Origin of the sequence: Streptomyces sp. 2114.4, assembly GCF_900187385.1 — a bacterium.
Classification (GTDB): Bacteria; Actinomycetota; Actinomycetes; order Streptomycetales; family Streptomycetaceae; genus Streptomyces; species Streptomyces mooreae.
On sequence record NZ_FYEY01000001.1, the window covers coordinates 1,574,437 to 1,592,966 of the forward strand.

15 protein-coding genes are annotated in these 18,530 nt (G+C 71.1%); 9 read left to right on the plus strand and 6 right to left on the minus strand.

Translation table 11 applies throughout. The features are described from left to right. The first annotated feature begins 260 nt into the window (after positions 1 to 260). Positions 261 to 1,538: an exo-beta-N-acetylmuramidase NamZ domain-containing protein gene (locus tag CFW40_RS06870; protein ID WP_088796946.1), complete on the plus strand. Its 1,278-nt coding sequence runs from the start codon at positions 261 to 263 to the stop codon at positions 1,536 to 1,538. A 103-nt stretch (positions 1,539 to 1,641) separates the two neighbouring features. After that, positions 1,642 to 2,976 carry an MFS transporter gene (locus CFW40_RS06875; RefSeq protein WP_256331564.1) on the plus strand — a complete coding sequence of 445 codons (1,335 nt, stop codon included), beginning with the start codon at positions 1,642 to 1,644 and terminating at the stop codon, positions 2,974 to 2,976. 21 nt (positions 2,977 to 2,997) lie between these two features. Here CFW40_RS06875 and CFW40_RS06880 read toward each other — a convergent pair whose 3' ends face one another. Beyond that, a complete protein-coding gene (locus CFW40_RS06880) occupies positions 2,998 to 4,020 on the minus strand; it encodes a LysR family transcriptional regulator (RefSeq protein ID WP_088796947.1) in 1,023 nt (340 codons plus the stop codon). 239 nt (positions 4,021 to 4,259) lie between these two features. After that, positions 4,260 to 7,079 carry a penicillin acylase family protein gene (locus CFW40_RS06885; RefSeq protein WP_088796948.1) on the minus strand — a complete coding sequence of 940 codons (2,820 nt, stop codon included), beginning with the start codon at positions 7,077 to 7,079 and terminating at the stop codon, positions 4,260 to 4,262. A 253-nt stretch (positions 7,080 to 7,332) separates the two neighbouring features. On the opposite strand from CFW40_RS06885, the gene CFW40_RS06890 reads away from it, so the two are divergent. Then, positions 7,333 to 7,953, plus strand: a complete 621-nt coding sequence (locus CFW40_RS06890; protein ID WP_088796949.1) for a hypothetical protein — start codon at positions 7,333 to 7,335, stop codon at positions 7,951 to 7,953. A 247-nt stretch (positions 7,954 to 8,200) separates the two neighbouring features. Then, positions 8,201 to 9,643 (plus strand): amidase, encoded by a 1,443-nt coding sequence (locus CFW40_RS06895; protein ID WP_088796950.1) that lies wholly within the window; start codon positions 8,201 to 8,203, stop codon positions 9,641 to 9,643. Positions 9,644 to 9,730: 87 nt separating this feature from the next. Here CFW40_RS06895 and soxR read toward each other — a convergent pair whose 3' ends face one another. Then, the gene (gene soxR, locus CFW40_RS06900; RefSeq protein WP_256331562.1) at positions 9,731 to 10,300 is read right to left on the minus strand and encodes a redox-sensitive transcriptional activator SoxR; all 570 of its coding nucleotides are present in this window, start codon (positions 10,298 to 10,300) and stop codon (positions 9,731 to 9,733) included. A 155-nt stretch (positions 10,301 to 10,455) separates the two neighbouring features. Between soxR and CFW40_RS06905 the strand changes: the two genes are divergently transcribed. After that, positions 10,456 to 10,917 carry a MaoC family dehydratase gene (locus CFW40_RS06905; protein ID WP_088796951.1) on the plus strand — a complete coding sequence of 154 codons (462 nt, stop codon included), beginning with the start codon at positions 10,456 to 10,458 and terminating at the stop codon, positions 10,915 to 10,917. An 82-nt stretch (positions 10,918 to 10,999) separates the two neighbouring features. On the opposite strand, the gene CFW40_RS06910 is transcribed toward CFW40_RS06905, so the two are convergent. Beyond that, positions 11,000 to 11,650 (minus strand): TetR/AcrR family transcriptional regulator, encoded by a 651-nt coding sequence (locus CFW40_RS06910; RefSeq protein WP_088796952.1) that lies wholly within the window; start codon positions 11,648 to 11,650, stop codon positions 11,000 to 11,002. Positions 11,651 to 11,815: 165 nt separating this feature from the next. On the opposite strand from CFW40_RS06910, the gene CFW40_RS06915 reads away from it, so the two are divergent. The 3 genes from CFW40_RS06915 to CFW40_RS06925 all read left to right on the plus strand — a co-directional run bounded on the left by CFW40_RS06915 (position 11,816) and on the right by CFW40_RS06925 (position 14,679). Continuing rightward, positions 11,816 to 12,463: a TetR/AcrR family transcriptional regulator gene (locus CFW40_RS06915; protein ID WP_088801947.1), complete on the plus strand. Its 648-nt coding sequence runs from the start codon at positions 11,816 to 11,818 to the stop codon at positions 12,461 to 12,463. Positions 12,464 to 12,596: 133 nt separating this feature from the next. Beyond that, a complete protein-coding gene (locus CFW40_RS06920; protein ID WP_088796953.1) occupies positions 12,597 to 13,334 on the plus strand; it encodes a hypothetical protein in 738 nt (245 codons plus the stop codon). Between the two features lie 292 nt (positions 13,335 to 13,626). Beyond that, positions 13,627 to 14,679, plus strand: a complete 1,053-nt coding sequence (locus tag CFW40_RS06925; RefSeq protein ID WP_088796954.1) for a hypothetical protein — start codon at positions 13,627 to 13,629, stop codon at positions 14,677 to 14,679. Positions 14,680 to 14,750: 71 nt separating this feature from the next. Here the strand turns inward: CFW40_RS06925 and CFW40_RS06930 are convergent, their stop codons facing one another. After that, complete coding sequence (locus CFW40_RS06930) at positions 14,751 to 15,833, minus strand: Zn-dependent alcohol dehydrogenase (RefSeq protein ID WP_088796955.1); 1,083 nt, start codon at positions 15,831 to 15,833, stop codon at positions 14,751 to 14,753. A gap of 187 nt (positions 15,834 to 16,020) precedes the next feature. Further along, on the minus strand, positions 16,021 to 17,415 hold the full coding sequence (locus CFW40_RS06935; protein WP_088796956.1) for an aldehyde dehydrogenase family protein: 1,395 nt from the start codon (positions 17,413 to 17,415) through the stop codon (positions 16,021 to 16,023). Between the two features lie 345 nt (positions 17,416 to 17,760). On the opposite strand from CFW40_RS06935, the gene CFW40_RS06940 reads away from it, so the two are divergent. Continuing rightward, positions 17,761 to 18,342, plus strand: a complete 582-nt coding sequence (locus tag CFW40_RS06940) for a hypothetical protein (RefSeq protein ID WP_088796957.1) — start codon at positions 17,761 to 17,763, stop codon at positions 18,340 to 18,342. Positions 18,343 to 18,530 lie beyond the last annotated feature (188 nt).

Here is an 18,530-nt window from a genome sequence, read left to right on the forward strand (position 1 = left end):
TGGGTCTCCCTCGGTCGGGTCGATGCGACGGAGGCAGACTAACCAGTCGGTATGTCCCGGCGGAAGAGCCCTTGCCGAACCGGCGCCGGGTCCGTGCGGAAGAGTCCGCGCCGCACCCGCCGCGTCCCTACGGAGGAGTCTTGGCCGCGCCCGCCGAGTCCGTCCCGCCGCGCCCGCCGAGTCCGTTCCGCCGCGCCCCGGAGCGGGCTAGCGTGCACACGACACGTACCCGGTTGATTCCTGATCACGGAGGTGTGCGGATGGCTCTGTCGAGACGCGTTCTGCTCGGGCGGCTGGCGACGGCCGGCGCGGCCGGTGCGGCACTGGCCACGGGCGCGGGGCCCGCGCAGGCGGCGGGACCCGCGCACGGCGGCGGCCGGCGGGTGCACACCGGCTTCGACCGGCTGTCCGCCGACGGCTACCGCCTGCTGGACGGCCGCACGGTGGGCATCGTCACCAACCCCACCGGCGTCACCCGCGACCTGCGGCACATCGTGGATGTGATGCACGCCGACCAACGGGTGCGGCTGACCGCCGTCTTCGGCCCCGAACACGGCTTCCGCGGCACCGCGCAGGCCGGCGGTTCCGAAGGCCGCTACGACGATCCGGCCACCGGACTGCCGGTCTACGACACGTACAACAAGAGCGGCAGGGAACTCGCCGGCATCTTCGGCGCCTCCGGTGTGGACACCGTCGTCTTCGACATCCAGGACGTGGGCGCGCGCTTCTACACCTACATCTGGACGCTGTACGACTGCATGGTGGCGGCGGCGCTCGCCGGCAAGCGCTTCGTCGTCCTCGACCGGCCCAATCCGGTCACCGGCCGCTCGGCCACCGGCCCCGTGCTCGACAAGGCGTACGCCTCGTTCGTCGGCCGGGAGCCGATCGCGCAGGCACACGGGATGACGGCGGGGGAACTGGCGCTGCTGTTCAACGGCGAGTTCGTGCCGCAGGCGGCCGGGCGCCCGGTGGAGCTGGAGACCGTGCGGATGACCGGCTGGCGGCGCACCGACTTCTTCGACGCCACCGGCCTGCCCTGGGTGCCGCCGAGCCCCAACATGCCCACGCCCGACACCGCCCTGGTCTACTCCGGCACCTGCCTCTTCGAGGGCACCAACCTCTCCGAGGGGCGCGGCACCACCCGCCCCTTCGAGCTGCTGGGCGCGGAGGGCATCGACCGCCGCTGGGCCGCGGCCGCCACCGAACTGGACCTGCCCGGCGTCCACTTCCGGGAGGCCTATTTCGCCCCCACCTTCTCCAAGTTCCAGGGCAAGACGATCGGGGGCGTCCAGCTGCACGTCCACGACCGCGAGGCGTTCGACCCGGTACGTACCGGCATCGGCCTCCTGGTGACCGCGAAGCGGGTCTGGAGCGGCTTCGCCTGGCGTCCCGACAACGGCATCGACCGGCTGACCGGCTCGTCGACCGTCCGGAAGATGATCGACGCGGGCGCGGGGACGGACGAGATCGTCACCGCCTGGCGGGAGAACCTCGCCCGCTTCCGCGCACTGCGGAAGCCCTATTTGCGCTACGCGTAGGGGCGTTGGGCCGACGGCGGTCCGGGCCCGCCCCGGTCTCACGAACCGAGACGGGCCCGCTGCGCTCTTGACCGGCCGCTCCACCGGGCCGGAAAGTGCGCTGGTGAGCAGCGACGCGACAGCAGCACAGGGATCAGCAGACGCTCCGCCGAAGACGGCGGGGGAGGCCGGCGGCGGTGAGAGCCTGCGCCGGGTGGCGGTGGCCTCGTTCATCGGGACGGCCATCGAGTTCTACGACTTCTACATCTACGGGACGGCCGCCGCGCTCGTCCTCAACCAGGCGTTCTTCCCGACGCTCAACCCGGTCAACGCCACCCTCGCGTCCTTCTCCACCTACGCGGTGGCGTTCGCCGCACGGCCGCTGGGCTCGGTGCTCTTCGGCCACTTCGGTGACCGGGTGGGCCGCAAATCCGTGCTGGTCGTCTCGCTGCTGCTGATGGGGCTCTCGACGGCGTGCGTGGGGCTGCTCCCGGGCTATGGCGCCTGGGGCGTCTGGGCGCCGTTGCTGCTGCTCGTGCTGCGCTTCCTGCAGGGCATCGGCCTGGGCGGCGAGTGGGGCGGGGCCGCGCTGCTCGCGGTCGAGCATGCGCCGCGCAGGCGCCGGGGGCTGTATGCGGCCTTCCCGCAACTCGGCCCGTCCGTGGGGTTCTTCGCGGCGACCGGGGTGTTCTGGCTGCTGTCGTCCGTGCTCGATGACGCGGCGTTTTGTTCGTGGGGCTGGCGGGTGCCGTTCCTGCTGTCGTTCCTGCTGGTCGGCGTGGGGCTGTTCGTACGGCTGAAGATCAGTGAGACGCCGGTGTTCGCGAAGGTGCTGGACGCCCAGGAGGCGAGCAAGGTGCCCGCCGTCGAGGTGCTGCGCCGTCATCCGCGCGAACTGCTGCTGGGCGCGGGCGGCATGATCGTCGCGTACGGCCTCTTCTACACCGCGACGACCTACTGCCTGTCCTACGCCACCGCCACCCTCGGCATCTCCCGCAACACCATGCTGGGGCTCTCCCTCGTCGCCTGCCTGTTCCTGGCCGCCGGGACCTGGCTCGCCGCCACCCGTTCCGACGGCGCCGGGCGCCGCAAGCTGATCCTCGCCGGCAGCGCCCTCGCGGTCGTGTGGGGGCTGGTGCTCTTCCCGCTGCTGGACACCGGGGCGCCGGTGCTGATCGCCCTCGGCATCGGCGGCGCGCTGTTCTGCATGGGTGTGGTGTACGGCCCGATGGGCGCGTATCTGCCGGAGCTGTTCGGTACGCGGGTGCGGTACTCGGGCGCCTCGCTGGCCTACAACCTGGGCGGTGTCCTCGGCGGCGCGGTGGCCCCGCTGGTCGCCACCCGGCTCCAGTCGGCGTACGGATCGGCCTCGGTGGGCTGGTACGTCAGCGCGATGGCGGTCGTCTCGCTGCTGTGCGTGCTGGCGCTGCCGGAGACCCGGGAGCGGGACCTGGTCTGAGGCGCCGGTGACGCCGCGCGCTCACGAGCTCAGCCACCATCGCCCGCTCTCCCTGGACAGCGCCTCCCACAGGAGGTTGAGGGGGTGGCCGGGGGCGTAGGAGTCCCGCTCGCCGCGGCGGGTGAAGACGCCGACCAGCACCTCGGTCCGGGGGCCCACCTCCCCGACGATCTCCAGGGTGCGCAGCCCGCCGGCTTCCGGGAGGCGGCCGTCCGCGGCGGCCTCCCCGATGCCCCGGGTGACCAGCATCGCCCCGCTGACCACTCCCGACCGCAGCAGTTCGAAGCCGTAGTGCGCGGCCTCGATCTCGGCCGCCACGGACAGCTTGTTCCGGTAGTCGGGGCCGTACCAGGAGGTCAGGAAACGGCTGATCAGGCCGCGTGTCGAGACGACCAGCGGCAGCCGGGGCAGGTCGTGGGCGCCGAAGGAGGTGCCGGGGAGCCGTTCCGGCGGCAGGTTCGTCAGCAGGGAGAGCCCGCTGCGCCGCCACTCCATGACCTCGTACGGAGCCAGCACTTCCGCTTCGTCGCCCTGGGTGACCACGACGCTGCCGCAGACCAGGTCGAGTTCTTTGGTGCGCAGCTTGGTGAAGAGGTCTCCGGTGCGGACATGGGTGACCTTCAGATCGACGTCGTCGCGCTCATAGTCCTCGGCGACGCGTTCCACCGCGTCCAGCAGGAAACCGAGGGTGTAGCGGGTGGTGCCGACGGACAGCGTCCGGCCGAGCCGGCGGCGGGCGTCGCGCACGCCGTCCGACCACTCCCCCAGCGTGCGCCGCGCCAGCTCGACCAGCGCCTCGCCGGTCGCGGTGAACAGGGCGTCCCGGCCCCGTCCTTGCTTGAGGACCAGTTCCTCGCCGCACAGCGCGGCAAAGGTGCGGTTCATGGTGTCCAACTGCTTCTGCACACTGGACTGTTCGCGGCCCAGCCGCCGCGCGGCGCCCAGCGCGGTGCCCGCCTCGTGGACGACGATCAGCGTGCGCAGCTGGTCCATGGTGGTATCCAGCAGCTCCGTCGGGTACTGCTGCGGACCTGACAAGGCCATGCCTCGCTTTCCCATTTCCCTGGACTTCCGAACCCTGCAGCATAACCCCCGCGGAATTCCGGCCCGGAGGCCAGTCGGGCTTCCCGGTAGGGGAGTTCGCGCTTCCCGGTACCGGAGTTCGCGCTTCCCGTCACGGGAGAGGGGACGGCGGGGCAACCGGCGGGCGCGCGCAGGCCCCGGGGCGGTGGTGATGCCCCGGGGCCTGGCCGTTCGTGCTCCCTCTGCCGGTGTTACCGGTGTTACCGGTGTGCCGGGAACTCCACGACCTGCTGGTAGGTCGGCCGGTTCTGCCAGCTGATGGTGTCGTGGGTCAGACCGCCCACCGCGCGGTGGATGATCGCGTCCGCGCACCACTGGTCGCCGGCCTTGCAGCTGTCGTCGCCGGGGTAGACCTGCCCGGCCGTCTTCCCGGCCGCCTGCCGGAGCGTGGCCAGCAGCGTGTCGCGGCAGGCGGACAGGTCACCGTTGCCGCAATACGGCTGCGCGAGCGGGCCGGCCACCTGGTCGCCGAGCACCGACCGCAGATCCTTGTCCGCGTAGCTCCACCAGCCGTACTGGAAGGCCGATCCGGCGTGGGCCCCGGTCGGGCCGTGACCGGCCGACGGGGATTCGTCGATGCCGAGATTGGCCCGCAGCGCGTCATAGAGATCGCCGCCCAGCCCCGGCTTGAAGACCGCGTCGATCATCAGCGGCCACCAGGAGTCCATCAGGCGTACGGCGTCGGGGTGGGTGTAGGTGTGCGAGCCCGCGGCGGTCTCGCGGCGCTGGGCACCGTCCTTGTGCCAGGCCTCCAGCTGCTGGACCGCGGTCTTCAGCTGGGGGTCGGTGACGGGCTTGCTGCCCAGGACCCGCAGGAGTTCGGGCAGCACGTCCTCGCCGCGCAGATCGGTGACGGCGGCCTCGGACATGGCGCGGGTCAGCGAGGCCCGGGTCACCCCGCCCTTCTCGGTCAGTGCGCGCACCCGGTCGTCCAGCAGATTGCCGCGGTGCACCGACCCGTTGCCGAAGCCGGCCGAGTCGTAGTCCTTGGCCTGCTTGTTGTTCCACGAGATGTAGTAGTCCTGGCCGACGGACTGCGGGTGCTGGGCGGGCGGGGTGTAGTCGGTGGTGTTGGTGTCCGGGTCGTAGCCCTTCCACTCGTAGGCGTCCTCCGCCTTGATGGGCAGTGCGGGATCGACGTCGGGGTTGCGGACCGGATTGAGGCCGCTGTTGTAGTACGCGATGTCACGGGAGTCGGCGTAGAACCAGTTGAAGGCGTAGCCGATGTGCTCGGCGGCCTGCTGGAACGTCTTGGCGTCGCGGACGTAGGACGGGTCGTTGAACATCTGGAAGCCGATGATCGAGTCGGCCTCGTGACGGTAGGTGGAGCGCTGCGCGGTGTAGGCGACGGGCTTGCCGTCGACGGTGGCGCGGTGGGTGACGGTCCCGTACTTCGTCCGGAAGACCTGCATCCGGTAGGAACCGGCCGCCGTCGGGTCGGCGACGGTGGGCTTCCAGGAGTTGGTGCGCTCCAGCTTCTCCATGGGGACGCAGGCGCCGCGGTAGCGGTAGGAGGTGGAGTCCTTGGTGGGCGCGGAGCCGTCCGCGTTGCACAGTTCCACGGCGTAGGTGTCGGTGATGTCCTGGCCGGCGGAGGTGGCGCTCCAGGCGTAGTCCTGGCCGCGGCCGAGCTGGACGTACATCCCCACGCCGGCGAAGGAGGCGCCGCGGGCGCTGATGCCGGGCCCCTGGATCTCCTGGAGCATCAGGAGCTGCGGCGCGAAGTAGCCGGTCTGCGGGCCGAAGACGGCGACCGGGTGGCCGCTCGCGGAGTGCTTGCCGGAGACCAGCAGGGCGTTGGACATCCCACGGTGCTGGGTGGGGTCGAAGCTCCCCTTGGGCAGCACCCCGTCCTTGAAGAGGCCTTCCAGTTTCCTGTACTTCTTCGGGGCCTTGACCGGGTCCCGCGGCGGTGTCCCGCTCTTGACGGTGGCCGCACCGGTGCGGTCGAAGACCAGCGGCTCGGCCGTGACCGAGCCGCGGTCGGGCAGTGCGGTGCCCTTGGCCTTGGCCGGCTTGACCGCGTACGGGAAGCTGCTGCCGTCGTGCAGGGTCTTGGCGGCCTCGGGGTCGTTGCGCTCCCGGAAGGACTCCCAGACCTGGGTGCCCTTCTCGACGCCGTACTTCTGCTGGGCGGAGAGCAGCGCGAGGGCCGAGGGCACCTCGCCGCCACCGCCGTTGCCGAACAGCCCGCCGACGACGGAGGCCAGGGCTATCAGGTCGGTGAGCTTGAAGGGCTGGATCTCACCGGCGTTGGTGAGGGCGTCGACATGGCCGGTGAGGACGTACTCGCCGGGGAAGTAGCGGCCGTTCTTGGACTGTTCGCGGTAGGCGTTGATGCCGTCGACGTAGGCTTGGGCGTCCTGCATGGCCAGTTTGCCGCGCTCGCCGTTGGAATCGCGGATGTTGTCGACCTGGGCCTGGAGATCGGCCTCGGTGTACGGCGCCTGCGGCCAGAACTGCTGCTCCAGGCCCTGGTTGGCGAGGGCGCCGCCGGCGAAGGAGGTCAGTTCGCCGCGGCCGATGTGGCGGAAGAGGTCCATCAGCCAGAGCCGGTCCTGGCCCGCGGCGTAGCCGGCGCCGAACTCGGTGCCGTAGCGGGTGGTGCCCTTGATGTGCGGCACCCCGGTCTTCTTGTCCCGGGTGATGGTCACGTCGTTGCGGGGCGCGGTGACCTTGCCGACCTGGTCCTGGGGGACGCCGAAGGAGGCGTCGTTGAAGAACGTGGTGAGGGTGTCGTCGGTGAGCGACTGGTAGCCGCTCGCCAGCGCGCCGTACGGGCCGAGTTGGTCGGTGGAGTGCTCGGGGTGGGTGCCGAACAGCTTGTTGCCGAGGATCTCCACCAAGGTGGCGTTGCCGGTGGCGCCGGGCGGCAGGATGTCGGCGCACTGGCCCTGGCAGTAGTCGTCGTTCGGTGCGGCGGCCGCGGCCGCGGTGGGGGGCGGTGCCAAGAGCATGGCACCCAAGGCGAACAGGGCCGCCGCGGCGGCAGTCCTGAGCCTTCCGGTACGTCGTCGCATTCCTGCTCCTCGCTGGGGGTCCCCTGCCCGTCACGAGCGAGGGGGAGGGCGGGCGGGACGTTACCGCCGGTTATCCCTGACCGGAAGATGAACAACAGTCAACTTTTGTTCTTGCGCCGGGAGTTTGCGCCGGAGCCGCCCCGGAAAGCCGGAACATCACCCTGAAACCGCAAGAAAGTTCGAGGGATCCAGTTGGTGATCGACTACGTCCCATCTCCGTTCAGTCGGATCCTCCCCACGGAGGTGGGATGAAATGGCCGGTTTCAGAGCCCTCGCAGAACAGGTCCGCAATCCACGACTCGTCGCGGCCCAGCGGCGCACGGCCCTGCGCAAGTGCCTTGAACGCTTCGCCCCTTACGGGCACCGGGCGACCTGGCACCATCTGTGCACCCGGGCCGGTATCGCGACCCAGGACCGTGACCCCGATCCGGAGCGGCTGATGGCCGCGCTCGCCGAGCTGGAAGAGGCCCGCACGCTCTGGCTCGCGTACGAGGAAGAGTTCGCCACCCGGCGCCGCAAGGAGAAACACGACGGCATCCGGCAGCCCGGCGCGATCGACGAATGGCACCGGCGGACCTGGGGCGGCTGCGACATCGTGCCGTGCGAGTCACCGCAGCGCCACCCCGCGGCCCGCCTCGCGGTGGTGCTGCGCCGCATGATCGTGGCCATGGAAGCGGGGCGGCCGCGCCACGACTGCCCGGTGTGCGGCGGCACCCGCTTCGCCTGGCTCCCGGATGCGGTGGACGCACCGGCACCCGGGCCGGCCTGCCGGCAGTGCGGGGTGCTGGCCCCGCTGTCCGTGCTGACGCACGAGGCGCTGACCACGGCGGGCCGGGTGCGGGTGCACGAGGCGGGGGCGTTCGCGGCGGCCTGACCGGGGCCGGGGCGGGGGGCGAACGGGCGGCGCCGCCCTCCCGTCCGCCCTCGTCCGGCCCAGGCGCGCTCTCGTCCGGCCCGGGCGGGCATCCCCCTCCCCCATGGCCTCCTTTACGAGCCACCCCTCCACCTGAAACAACTGTTCACGGGCCGTCCCCGCACCGGCATCGCGCCCGGCCGGCGTCGGCCCTCCCGCCCGTACGGCACCAGGGCCGTGCGGGCACCCTGAGGAGAGGCTGGCGTCCATGGCCGACCTGCACGATCTGACCGCGCTCGAACAGGCCGGGAAGATCCGGTCCGGTGAGCTCTCCCCCGTGGAGCTCACCGAGCACTATCTGACGCGGATCGAGCGGCTCGACGACTCACTCGGCGCGTTCCTCACCCGCACCCCGGAGACGGCCCGCAAGCAGGCCTCGGACGCCGAGAGCGAGGCCACCGCGGCCCGCCGGGAGGGCCGTGCGCTCCCGCCGCTGCACGGCGTCCCCGTCCCCGTGAAGGACCTCAACCAGGTCGCCGGGGTGCGCTGCACGATGGGTTCCCGGGCGCTGGCCGGGCATGTGCCGACCGTCGACGACCATGTGGTCCACAAGCTGCGGGCGGGCGGCACGATCCTGCTCGGCAAGACCAACACCCCCGAATTCGGGCTGCCGTGCTACACCGAGAACGACCTGGCGCCGCCCGCCCGCACCCCGTGGGACCCGGAGCGCTCGGCGGGCGGCTCCAGCGGCGGGGCGGCCGCGGCCGTGGCCGGCGGCCTGGCACCGCTCGCGCACGCCAGCGACGGCGGCGGCTCGGTCCGTATCCCGGCCTCCGTCTGCGGGCTGTTCGGCATCAAGCCCAGCCGCGGCCGGATCAGCGGCGGCCCGCTGCTCCACGACATCTCCGGCCTGGCCACCTCGGGACCACTGGCCCGTACGGTCGCGGACGCGGCCACCCTGCTGGACGTCATGGCGGGCGCGATGCCCGGAGATCCGTTCGCCGCGCCGCCGCTGCCGCCCGGCGAGACCTTCGCCACCCACGCCCGCCGCGACCCCGGACGGCTGCGGATCGCCTGCCTCACCGAGCCGCCCGTCCCCGGCCTTAAGGTCCACTCCGACTGCCGCACCGCCACCACCGACACCGCCGCCCTGCTGACCGCGCTCGGCCACGAGGTCGAGGAGCTGTCCCTGCCGGCCGACGACGGCATCCTGCTCGCCTTCACCCGTGTCTGGTCGGTGCTCGCCGCGAGCCGCCCCGTACCCCCGGAGCGCGAGGAGCTGCTGATGCCGCTCACCCGCTCACTGCGCGCCCGCGGCGCCGAGGTCTCCGGTCCCGACTTCGCACGCTCGATGTACGCGTTCCGGCTCCTCGCCCAGTCCATCGCGGACGGCCTGATGCCGCCGGGCACCGGCTATGACGTGATCCTCTCGCCCACGCTGGCCGCGCCCCCGGTGCCGGTCGGCGCGCTGCGCAACGACGCCGATCCGGAAGCCGAGTTCGCCGCCATCGGCGCCTTCACACCGTTCACCGCGCTCTACAACGCCACCGGCCAGCCCGCGGTGAACGTCCCGCTGCAGTGGAACGCCGAGGGGCTGCCGATCGGGGTGATGCTGGCCGGGCGCTACGGCGACGAGGCCACCTTGATCGCGCTGTCGGCACAGCTGGAGCAGGCCCGCCCGTGGGCGGACCGCACCCCGGCCATGTGGTGACGCAGCCGCATCACCCGCGCCCGCCCTGCCGTGGGGCGGGCGCTTTTGAGCCGTGGGGCACCACGACCGGGGCGGGCGCACCCGCGCTCACGGCTCGTCGTCCGGACAGCAGCCCTGCTCGTCCCGCTCACCGGACCGGACCCGCGGATGCCGCTGCTCGCCGCCCGCGCGCTGCTGCGCCCCGTCCGGGTCCTTGACGCTCCGGTCGACCCGCAGCCGTCGCGCGCCGGGCCCCTGCTCACCGAGGTTGTCGTACGGATTGGACAGTGCGCAGGTCTCCAGCGAGAGGCAGCCACAGCCGATGCAGTCCGTCAACCGGTCGCGCAGCTCGACGAGTTGGGTGATCCGCTCGTCCAGTTCGGCGCGCCAGAGCGCGGAGAGCCGGGCCCAGTCGGCGCGGTTGGGCGTGCGCTCGTCGGGCAGCTCGGCCAGCGCGTCACGGATCACCGCGAGCGGGATCCCCACCCGCTGCGCCGCCCGCACGAACGCGACCCGGCGCAGCGCGTCACGGGTATAGCGCCGCTGGTTGCCCGCCGTCCGGGTGCTGCTGATCAGCCCCTTGGACTCGTAGAAGTGCAGCGCGGACACCGCGGCACCGCTGCGCGCGGAGAGCTGGCCGACGGTGAGCTCATGAACCTTGTACGGAAGCTGGGGCACGGTTCAACCCTAGGCGACCCTTGGGGGTGGCCTCCCGGCCTCCGGGCTCGCCGACCGTTGACAGCGGGCCCTGCACTCAGCATGCTGAGCAAGCGCTTAGTAAGCATCGGCCGGTGCAGCACAGCGGCGGATGGATCCCGAGGAGGCGGACGAAAATGGCACAGCCCCGAGTGTTCGGATCGCTCGACGAACTGCGCGGCGCAGTCGGTGAGGAGCTGGGCACCAGCGACTGGCTGGAGATCGACCAGAAGCGGATCGACCTGTTCGCGGAGGCCACCGGCGATCACCAGTGGATCCACGTGGACCAGGAGAAGGCCGCGGCCGGCCCCTTCGGCACCACCATCGCGCACGGCTATCTGACGCTGTCTCTGCTGCCCGCCTTCGTACCGCAGCTGATGCGGGTCGACAACGTGAAGATGGGCATCAACTACGGCACCAACAAGGTCCGTTTCCCCGCCACCGTCCCGGTCGGCTCACGACTGCGCGCCACCGCCAGGATCGCGGAGGTGACCGAGGTGCCCGGCGGCGTCCAGCTCGCCACGGTCGTGACCATCGAGCGCGAGGGCGGCGACAAGCCGGTCTGTGTCGCGGAGTCGGTCAGCCGCTTCTACCTGTAGCCGGGCGACGGCCGGGCGGACCGCGGGACACGCGGCTCCCGACGCCCGCGCCCGGCCGGCCCGTTCCGGAAAGCGGGCCGTTCTACCCCTCGCGGGCGGCGGCCCGGTCCACCGGCGCACCCACCATGCGCAGCACGAGGTCGGCATAGAGGGTGCCGACCTCGTCGGGTGTCCGCGGGCCCTGGGCCGTGAACCAGCGGGCGACGTCCACGCACAGCGACAGCACCGCGAGGGTGGTGCCCGGCACGTCGTCGGCCTGGAACTCCCCGCTGTCCGCACCGTCCTGGATGATCTGCCGCAGCACCCGGTCCGTACGGCGGCGCAGACCGGTGATCTCGGTGTAGTGCTCGGGGCTCAGCGCCTGGAGCTCGTACTGGATGACCCGGGCGGTGGTGTGGTGCTCGGCGTGCCAGCGGGCGAAGGTCCGCACGGCGTCGCGAAGGCGCTCGGTGGCGCTGCCCTCGGCCTCGGCGGCGGCTTCCATGATGCGCAGCGCCTTCTCGTGGCCGATGCCGCTGATGCGGTACAGCAGCTCTTCCTTGGTCTTGTAGTGGATGTAGAGGGCGGCCGGGCTCATACCGGCGCGGCCGGCGATGTCACGGGTGGTGGTGGCGTGGTAGCCACGCTCGGCGAAGGCCTCGACGGCGGCGCTGACCAGGCGCCGCGCGGCGTCCGGGGTCACCCCGGCCCACTCCTGGTTCTCCTCTTCGGCCCGCTTCGCCGCCGCACCCATCGCGTACCCCGCTCCTCGATCCGCCAGGGACCCTCCTCTGACGGATCGAACACCATATCGCGCCGCTGAGCAAGCGCTTAGGGCCCCGCGGGGTGCGGGCGGGCCGGGCCGGAGCGCTTAATGAGCACTGCTAGTTTTCCTCGGAGGGCCCCTACTATGTGCCTCATGGCCCGACCCCGTAAGCCCCTGCTGAGCCGCGAACGCATCGTCTCCACGGCGCTGGCGCTCATCGACTCCGAAGGGCTGCCGGCGCTCTCCACCCGGCGACTGGCGGCGGAGCTGGGGGTGAGCGGGCCCTCCCTCTACAACCACTTCACGACCAAGGACGAGATCCTCGACGCGGTGGCCGACACGGTCATCGCCCAGGTCGATGTGTCGGCGCTGGAGACGGGCGAGGACTGGCGCGCCGGGCTGCTCGACTGGGCCCGCTCCTACCGCGCGGCGCTCGCCGCCCATCCGCACATCGTGCCGTTCCTCGCCCAGGGGCCAGGGCGCCGCCCCGCCGGACTGAAGATGGCCGACGCGGCGTTCGGCGGCATGGTCGAGGCGGGCTGGCCGCCCGCCCAGGCCACCAGGGTCTGTGCGATGGTCCGCTACTTCGTCGCCGGCTCCGCGCTGGGCTCTTTCGCCCGCGGCTTCGTGGACGACCCGAGCGCCTACGACCCCGCCGACTATCCGCATCTGGGCCAGGCCCATCTGCTCGCGGAGCATCAACGGCAGGTGGACGAGGGAGCGTTCGAGACCGGGCTGCGGGCCCTGGTGGACGGCCTGGCGCTGCAACACCCGGGACTCGTACCACCGAACGGCGGCTGAGCACGCAGGACGGACCGGCCGACCGCCTCTGCCCTCTACTACCTACTCCTGCTGCCTGCTGCCTGCTGCCTGCTGCCTGCTGCCTGCTGCCTGCTGCGGAGAATGTCAGTGGTGCGCCGTAAGCTCCTGGAGCATGAGCGAGAACCGACTCGGCACCCTGCTGCGGGCCGGCTTCACCGACTGCCTGGGCGAGCGGGACCGGAAGCTGCTGGCGCGCCGCGCTCTGCTCAAGGCAGGCGGCGAGAAACCGCCGTTCCATCTCCCGACCTGCTGGTGGTACGCGGTGCCCGGCGAGAGCTACGAGGGCTTGTTCGCGGCGCTGGACCTCCACGACCGGGTCCCGGTCACCTTCCGCGAAGGACTCGACGTGGCCGGCCTGCCTGCCCGGCCGAACGCCGACCCCGTCTTCGTCACTCCTGAAATCGACGGCTGGCGGCTGATATTCGGCAACCTCGACAGCGTCATCGGCCGGGGCTGGAACGACATGACGGGGGCCGTGGAACGGCTGAGTGCGCACTGCGGCGAGGCGCAGATGTTCTATGAAGACTTCGCGGGCGGAGCGGACATCTGGGCGGTCGCCGAAGCCGGCCGCATCCGGCGCCGGTACGCGCTGGAGAGCAATCCCGAGTGGGTGGGCGAGCCCCTGCCGTGGGAAACGCTGGCCGTCGACGACGAGGACTTCGACCCGGAGTTCGACGAGGCCGAGCCCGACGAAGGCACCGCCGACGCCATGGAGGCGTGCGAGTACCTGTCCGTGCACCCGCGCCCGGTTGACGCCGACGCCGAGATACGCGGCCACGGCTGGCTGGCCATGAGCGCACCGCACGTGGGCCACACAGCACTGGAAGAACTGGCCCGCACGCAGCCGTAGTTCCACGGCGCCGTAGACCCGTTGCGCAGACACCGGGGGCGTCCCCTGCGCCAGAGCATCGACGGCCGCCGGGAGCGAGGGCTCTTCTTTCGCGAAAGCGCGAGGCCGGCCGAGTCAGGTGTGAACCTCAGCCGTCGGTCCCGTAGTCGACCAGGACCAACTCACCCTTGATCTCAGGTGTGTTCGGTCTATGTGATCCGCCCGGCCCGACGCCGCCTGACGTACACTCTGAGGCGCCTTTTCGCTCATGAGCTTGGTCGTACCGGGACGGAAGCCGGCAACGGGAGGACGTATGACGGCGAGTCGGCGAAACATCCGCAGGAACCTGGCCGACTACGCGTTCGCGACGGCGAGTCTGGCCATCCTGGTCGTGGGCATCGTTTTCGTGAATCTTGACCACAGCCTGACGAGTCGTCAAATTCTGGCGAATCTCGGACTGAACTTGATCGCCAGTGTCATCTTTGCCGTTATCTTCTCCTGGTTGAGCGGACGCGTTCAAGAGAGAAGCCTTAACGAGTCGCTGGAAGAGAGCTTCAAAGCCTACTCGGGCGAGATGACGAAAACCTACAAAGACTTCTCCGTCAAACTCACGGCAACAGTGGCGCAGGGTAATACGGAATTCCTCCCGGACGCGCTTTACCCTCCGCTCGACCCGAAGAACGCCGAATACGGTGACCGATTCAACGTCGACATGACTCGCAGCCTTGAGGAAACAAGATTCTACGCTTTTCGCGGACCCAGCGCGCGATATGTGGCAGCGCGGCTTCGCGAATCGAACCATTATCCTCAGCAGGTCAAGGTCGCCATGCTGAGCCCCGGCGACCCCAGGGCAATCCAACGGCGTGCAGCGGACAGGGCACCATGGGGCCGATCCCAGGGTAGAGATATGCAGCAACTCGAAAGCGACCTGCGCCATGAACTTATCCTCAGCGTGGTCTCACTCTTCGACTACCGCAGTTTTTGCCCGGTGGACCTGCTGTACGTCGAAGACACAGCGGTCTACAGGTATGAAATGTTCGACGACTCTGTATACGTCTCCTGGTATGACAGTCCCCGGTCACGTTCATTGGAGATGCCCGAGTCGCTGCGATTCCCTGTGGGCTCATTCCTCTACAAGACGCTCCGCCTCGACCTGATCCGTAGGTTCGATATCTCAAGCAACAAGGCGGTGACCTTCACTCCGCAACAGGATGACGACTTCTTGGCCCAGCATCTGTCCGTGGTGCTGGGGGAGCCCGTGAATCAGTCCGACCTCGACACATGGCGTCGAGAACACGAAAGCTATGTCGAGGACTTCTCCGACTACTTGAAATCGATGTACCGCGACATGCGCCGACTTGAGTGAGCCAAAACAAGGGTACGACCCGGGGGCCATGCCTGACAGCAGCCCGGCCCCGCCCGGCCCGTGCCCGCCGCCTAGAAGACCACCAGCGCCCGTCCGCCCCTGCCCGCCAGCATCGCGTCGAAGGCGGCCGGGATGTCGTCCAGGCCGATCCGCTCGGTGACCAGCGCGGACAGGTCGAGGGCGCCGGAGCGGACGTGGCCGGCGATGACGGGGAGGTCTCGGGCGGGGTCGCTGTTGCCGTAGACGCAGCCGGAGAGGGTCCGGCCGAAGTAGAAGAGCTCCAGGGCGGAGAAGGCCACCTGCTGGTCCTGTCCGCCGATGCCGACGACCGTCGTGCGGCCGCCGCGGCGGGTCGACGACCAGGCCGTACGGATGGTGTCGGCGCGGCCCACACACTCCACGGCGACATCGGCGCCCACGCCTGAGGTGAGCTTGCGGATGCGCTTGGCGGTGTCGTCGCCCGCCACCACGAACTCGGTGGCACCCGCGGCGCGGGCCAGCTCCTCCTTCTCCGGGGAGACGTCCACGGCCACGATCGGGCCCGCGCCGGCGATCCGCGCGGCCTGCAGCGTGGCCAGGCCCACCCCGCCGACGCCGAAGACCGCGACCGACTCCCCGGCCCGTACCCGGGCGTTGTGGTGCACGGCGCCCCAGCCGGTGAGCACCGCGCAGCCCAGCAGCGCCGCGTCGGCGAGCGGCACCCCGTCGGGCAGCGGCAGCGCGGCCCGCGCGGGCACCACGGTCTCCTCGGCGAACGCGGCGGTGCCGAGGCCGGGGTAGAGGTCGGTGGCGTCGGCGGCGAGGGTGGCGTACGGAGCGTCCGCGGCATGGCCGGAGCGGGCGCACAGCCACGGCTCGGCCAGCCCGCAGAAGTGGCAGTCGCCGCAGGACGGCGCCCAGTTGAGGACGACCTGGTCGCCGGGGGCCACCGTGGTCACCTCAGGGCCCACCGCGGTGACCGTGCCCGCGCCTTCGTGACCGAGGACGGCCGGGGCCGGCTGGCGCAGGGTGCCGTTGGACAGGGACAGGTCGGAGTGGCAGACACCGGCGGCGGCGAGCCGGATACGGACCTGGCCGGGGCCGGGCTCGGGCAGGTCGATCTCGGTGACCTGCAACGGGGCGTTGACGGCGGACAGTACGGCGGCGCGGACCATGGAAGGAGTCTCCTCGGTGCGGAGGGCGGAGGGCGGAGTGCGAAGGGCGGGACTGGCGGGGTGGTGAGGGTGACGGGGTGGTGAGGGTGGCGGGGCCGGCGAGGAAGGGCGAGCGGCGCGGCGGGATGTGGCACCGGCCGGGCACTGCCCCGCCGGGCCGCGCCCCGCAGCACGCCCGCCCCCCCGATCAGAACTGCAGCGACTTGGTCTGCAGATACTCGGTCAGACCGTGCGGGCCCAGCTCGCGGCCGATGCCGGACTGCTTGTAGCCGCCAAAGGGGGCAAGGGGGTTGAACCGGCCACCGTTGATATCGACCTGACCGGTGTCCAGGCGGCGGGCGAAGGCGACCGCCTCGGCGTCGTCGCCCGCCCAGACCGCGCCGGCCAGCCCGTAGACGGTGTCATTGGCGATCCGGGCGGCGTCGTCCTCGTCCTCGTACTTCAGGATCGCCAGGACCGGGCCGAAGATCTCCTCCTGGGCGATGGTCATCTCCGGGGTGACATCGGCGAAGACGGTCGGCGTGACGTAGAAGCCCGTCCCGGCGGGTACCTGCGGTCCGCCCGCCACGACCCGTGCGCCCTCGGCGATGCCCTGCTCGATGTAGCCGCGCACCCGGTCCCGCTGCCTGGCGCTGACCAGCGGGCCGACCCGCTCCCCCGGGACGTACTTGGCGGCCGCCGCGGTCGCCAGCTCCACGGCCTCCGCATACTGGTCCTTGTGGACCAGCATCCGGGTCCAGGCGCTGCAGGTCTGGCCGGAGTTGGCCATGACATTGGCGACGCCGACCGCGACCGCCTTGGGCAGGTCGGCGCTGGGCAGGATGACATTGGCGGACTTGCCGCCCAGTTCCAGCGCCACCCGCTTGACGGCGGCGCCCGCGAGGGCACCGATCCGCTTGCCGACGGCCGTCGAGCCGGTGAAGGAGACCAGGTCGACCCCCTCGTGCTCGGCGAGTGCCTGTCCGGCGACCGGGCCGAGTCCGGTGACGAGGTTGAAGACACCGGCGGGTATCCGGGCCGCGTCGACGCACTCGGCGAAGAGCTGGGCGACCAGCGGGGTGTCCTCGGCGGGTTTGAGCACCACCGTGCAGCCGGCCGCGAGCGCCGGGGCGACCTTGGCGACGACCTGGTGCAGGGGGTAGTTCCAGGGCGTGATCGCGCCCACCACCCCCACCGGTTCGTGCAGCACGGTGGAGTTGCCGATCTTCTCCTCGAAGGAGTAGGTACCGGCCAGTTCGGCGTACGAGCCGCAGACCGCGACCGGCACCCCGGCGTGCACCATCGTGCTGAACGCGAGCGGCGAGCCGAGCTCGGCGGTGACGGTCTCGGCGATCTCCTCGGCACGCGCGGCGAGTTGGTCGCGCAGCGCGGCCAGGCGGGCCGCGCGCTCGGCGGGCGGGGTGGCGGCCCAGCCCGGCAGCGCGGCGCGGGCGGCGCGGACCGCGGCGTCCACGTCCTGCGCCGAGCCGGCCGGGACGGTGGCGAAGACCTGCCCGTCGGCCGGGTTGACGACCTCGATCGTGCCGCTGCCCTCGGCGGGCCGCCAGCTTCCGTCGATGTACATCGCGTCGTGCTGCTTCACGTCGTGTCCTCCCGGGCCGGCTACTGGTCCGCCCTAAACTAGCGTCGGTAGTTTTGCGCTGCCAGGGAGCCCGGCACCCGCTGGGGGTGACCACGAGGGACCGACCTGATCGGTCGCGACCTCGCAGTCTGTCCGCGGTCCGGGAGTCTGGACCAACACGCCGACGCACCGTTCGACCGCCTGCCGGCTGCCGGCGGCCGGCAGTGGCTCCCCTCGCCCATCCGAAGGCGAGCATTCCGCATTGCGGAAACATGCCGAATGGGGTCACCATCGGGCATCTCGCACTGAGGGCTGGGCCCGTCAACGGCTCCCGCCCTCGGCCAACACCCGATACCTGAGGTTCACATGCGTCTGCACCGTCTGCGCCACCTCGTCCCGCTCGGCGCCGCCCTGGCCTTCCTCCTTTCCGGCTGCGCCGACGGCGCGGAGAAAGAGAGCCCGGGTCAGGCCACCGCTTCGGCAAAGGCCCCGGCGACAGCGGAAGAGCCGAGGACTTCCGCACCGGACCGCGGCAGGCCATGGGAACCCGACGATGCCTTGCAACGCGCGGAACGGGCTTTGGACGCTTATGACGACGACGGCAGCCGCCCGGAACGCGCCGAGGCCGGGTCCGCGCATCTCGCGAGCGGAGTGAACAAGACGTTCCAGGCACCGGGGAAGCGGTGGTACCGCCTCGACATCACCTGTGACGCAGCGGGCGTTGACGAACTCACCCTGACCCTGACACGCGGCAGCAGGGAACAGGCCTATGGCATCGGCTGCGGGGACCGTGAGGCCGATCAGTTCAACATCCCGCCGGGTGCCCCCTTCACAGCCCGCGTCGAAACGGTCCGGAGCGTCCCCGGCCTGGTCCTGTGGCGCCTGAACACCGTCGCTCCGGGCGATGTGGACGGATGCGCTGACGACATCGAGGGCTGCGGCGGCTGAACCAGGAACGCTCCGCGTTCTTGTGGCGGTCGAACCCGGTCTGACCACTTCGCCCCCGAAGGCGCCCCCGCCCTCCCCCTCGGCGGACGGCTTGCGCCTTCCCTCGATGACGCCGATGCATCCTGCCGCCGGTCCGCTCACGGCCCCTTGGGACGGGCGGGCGGAGCACCGGTGCCCTTGCCCACCCG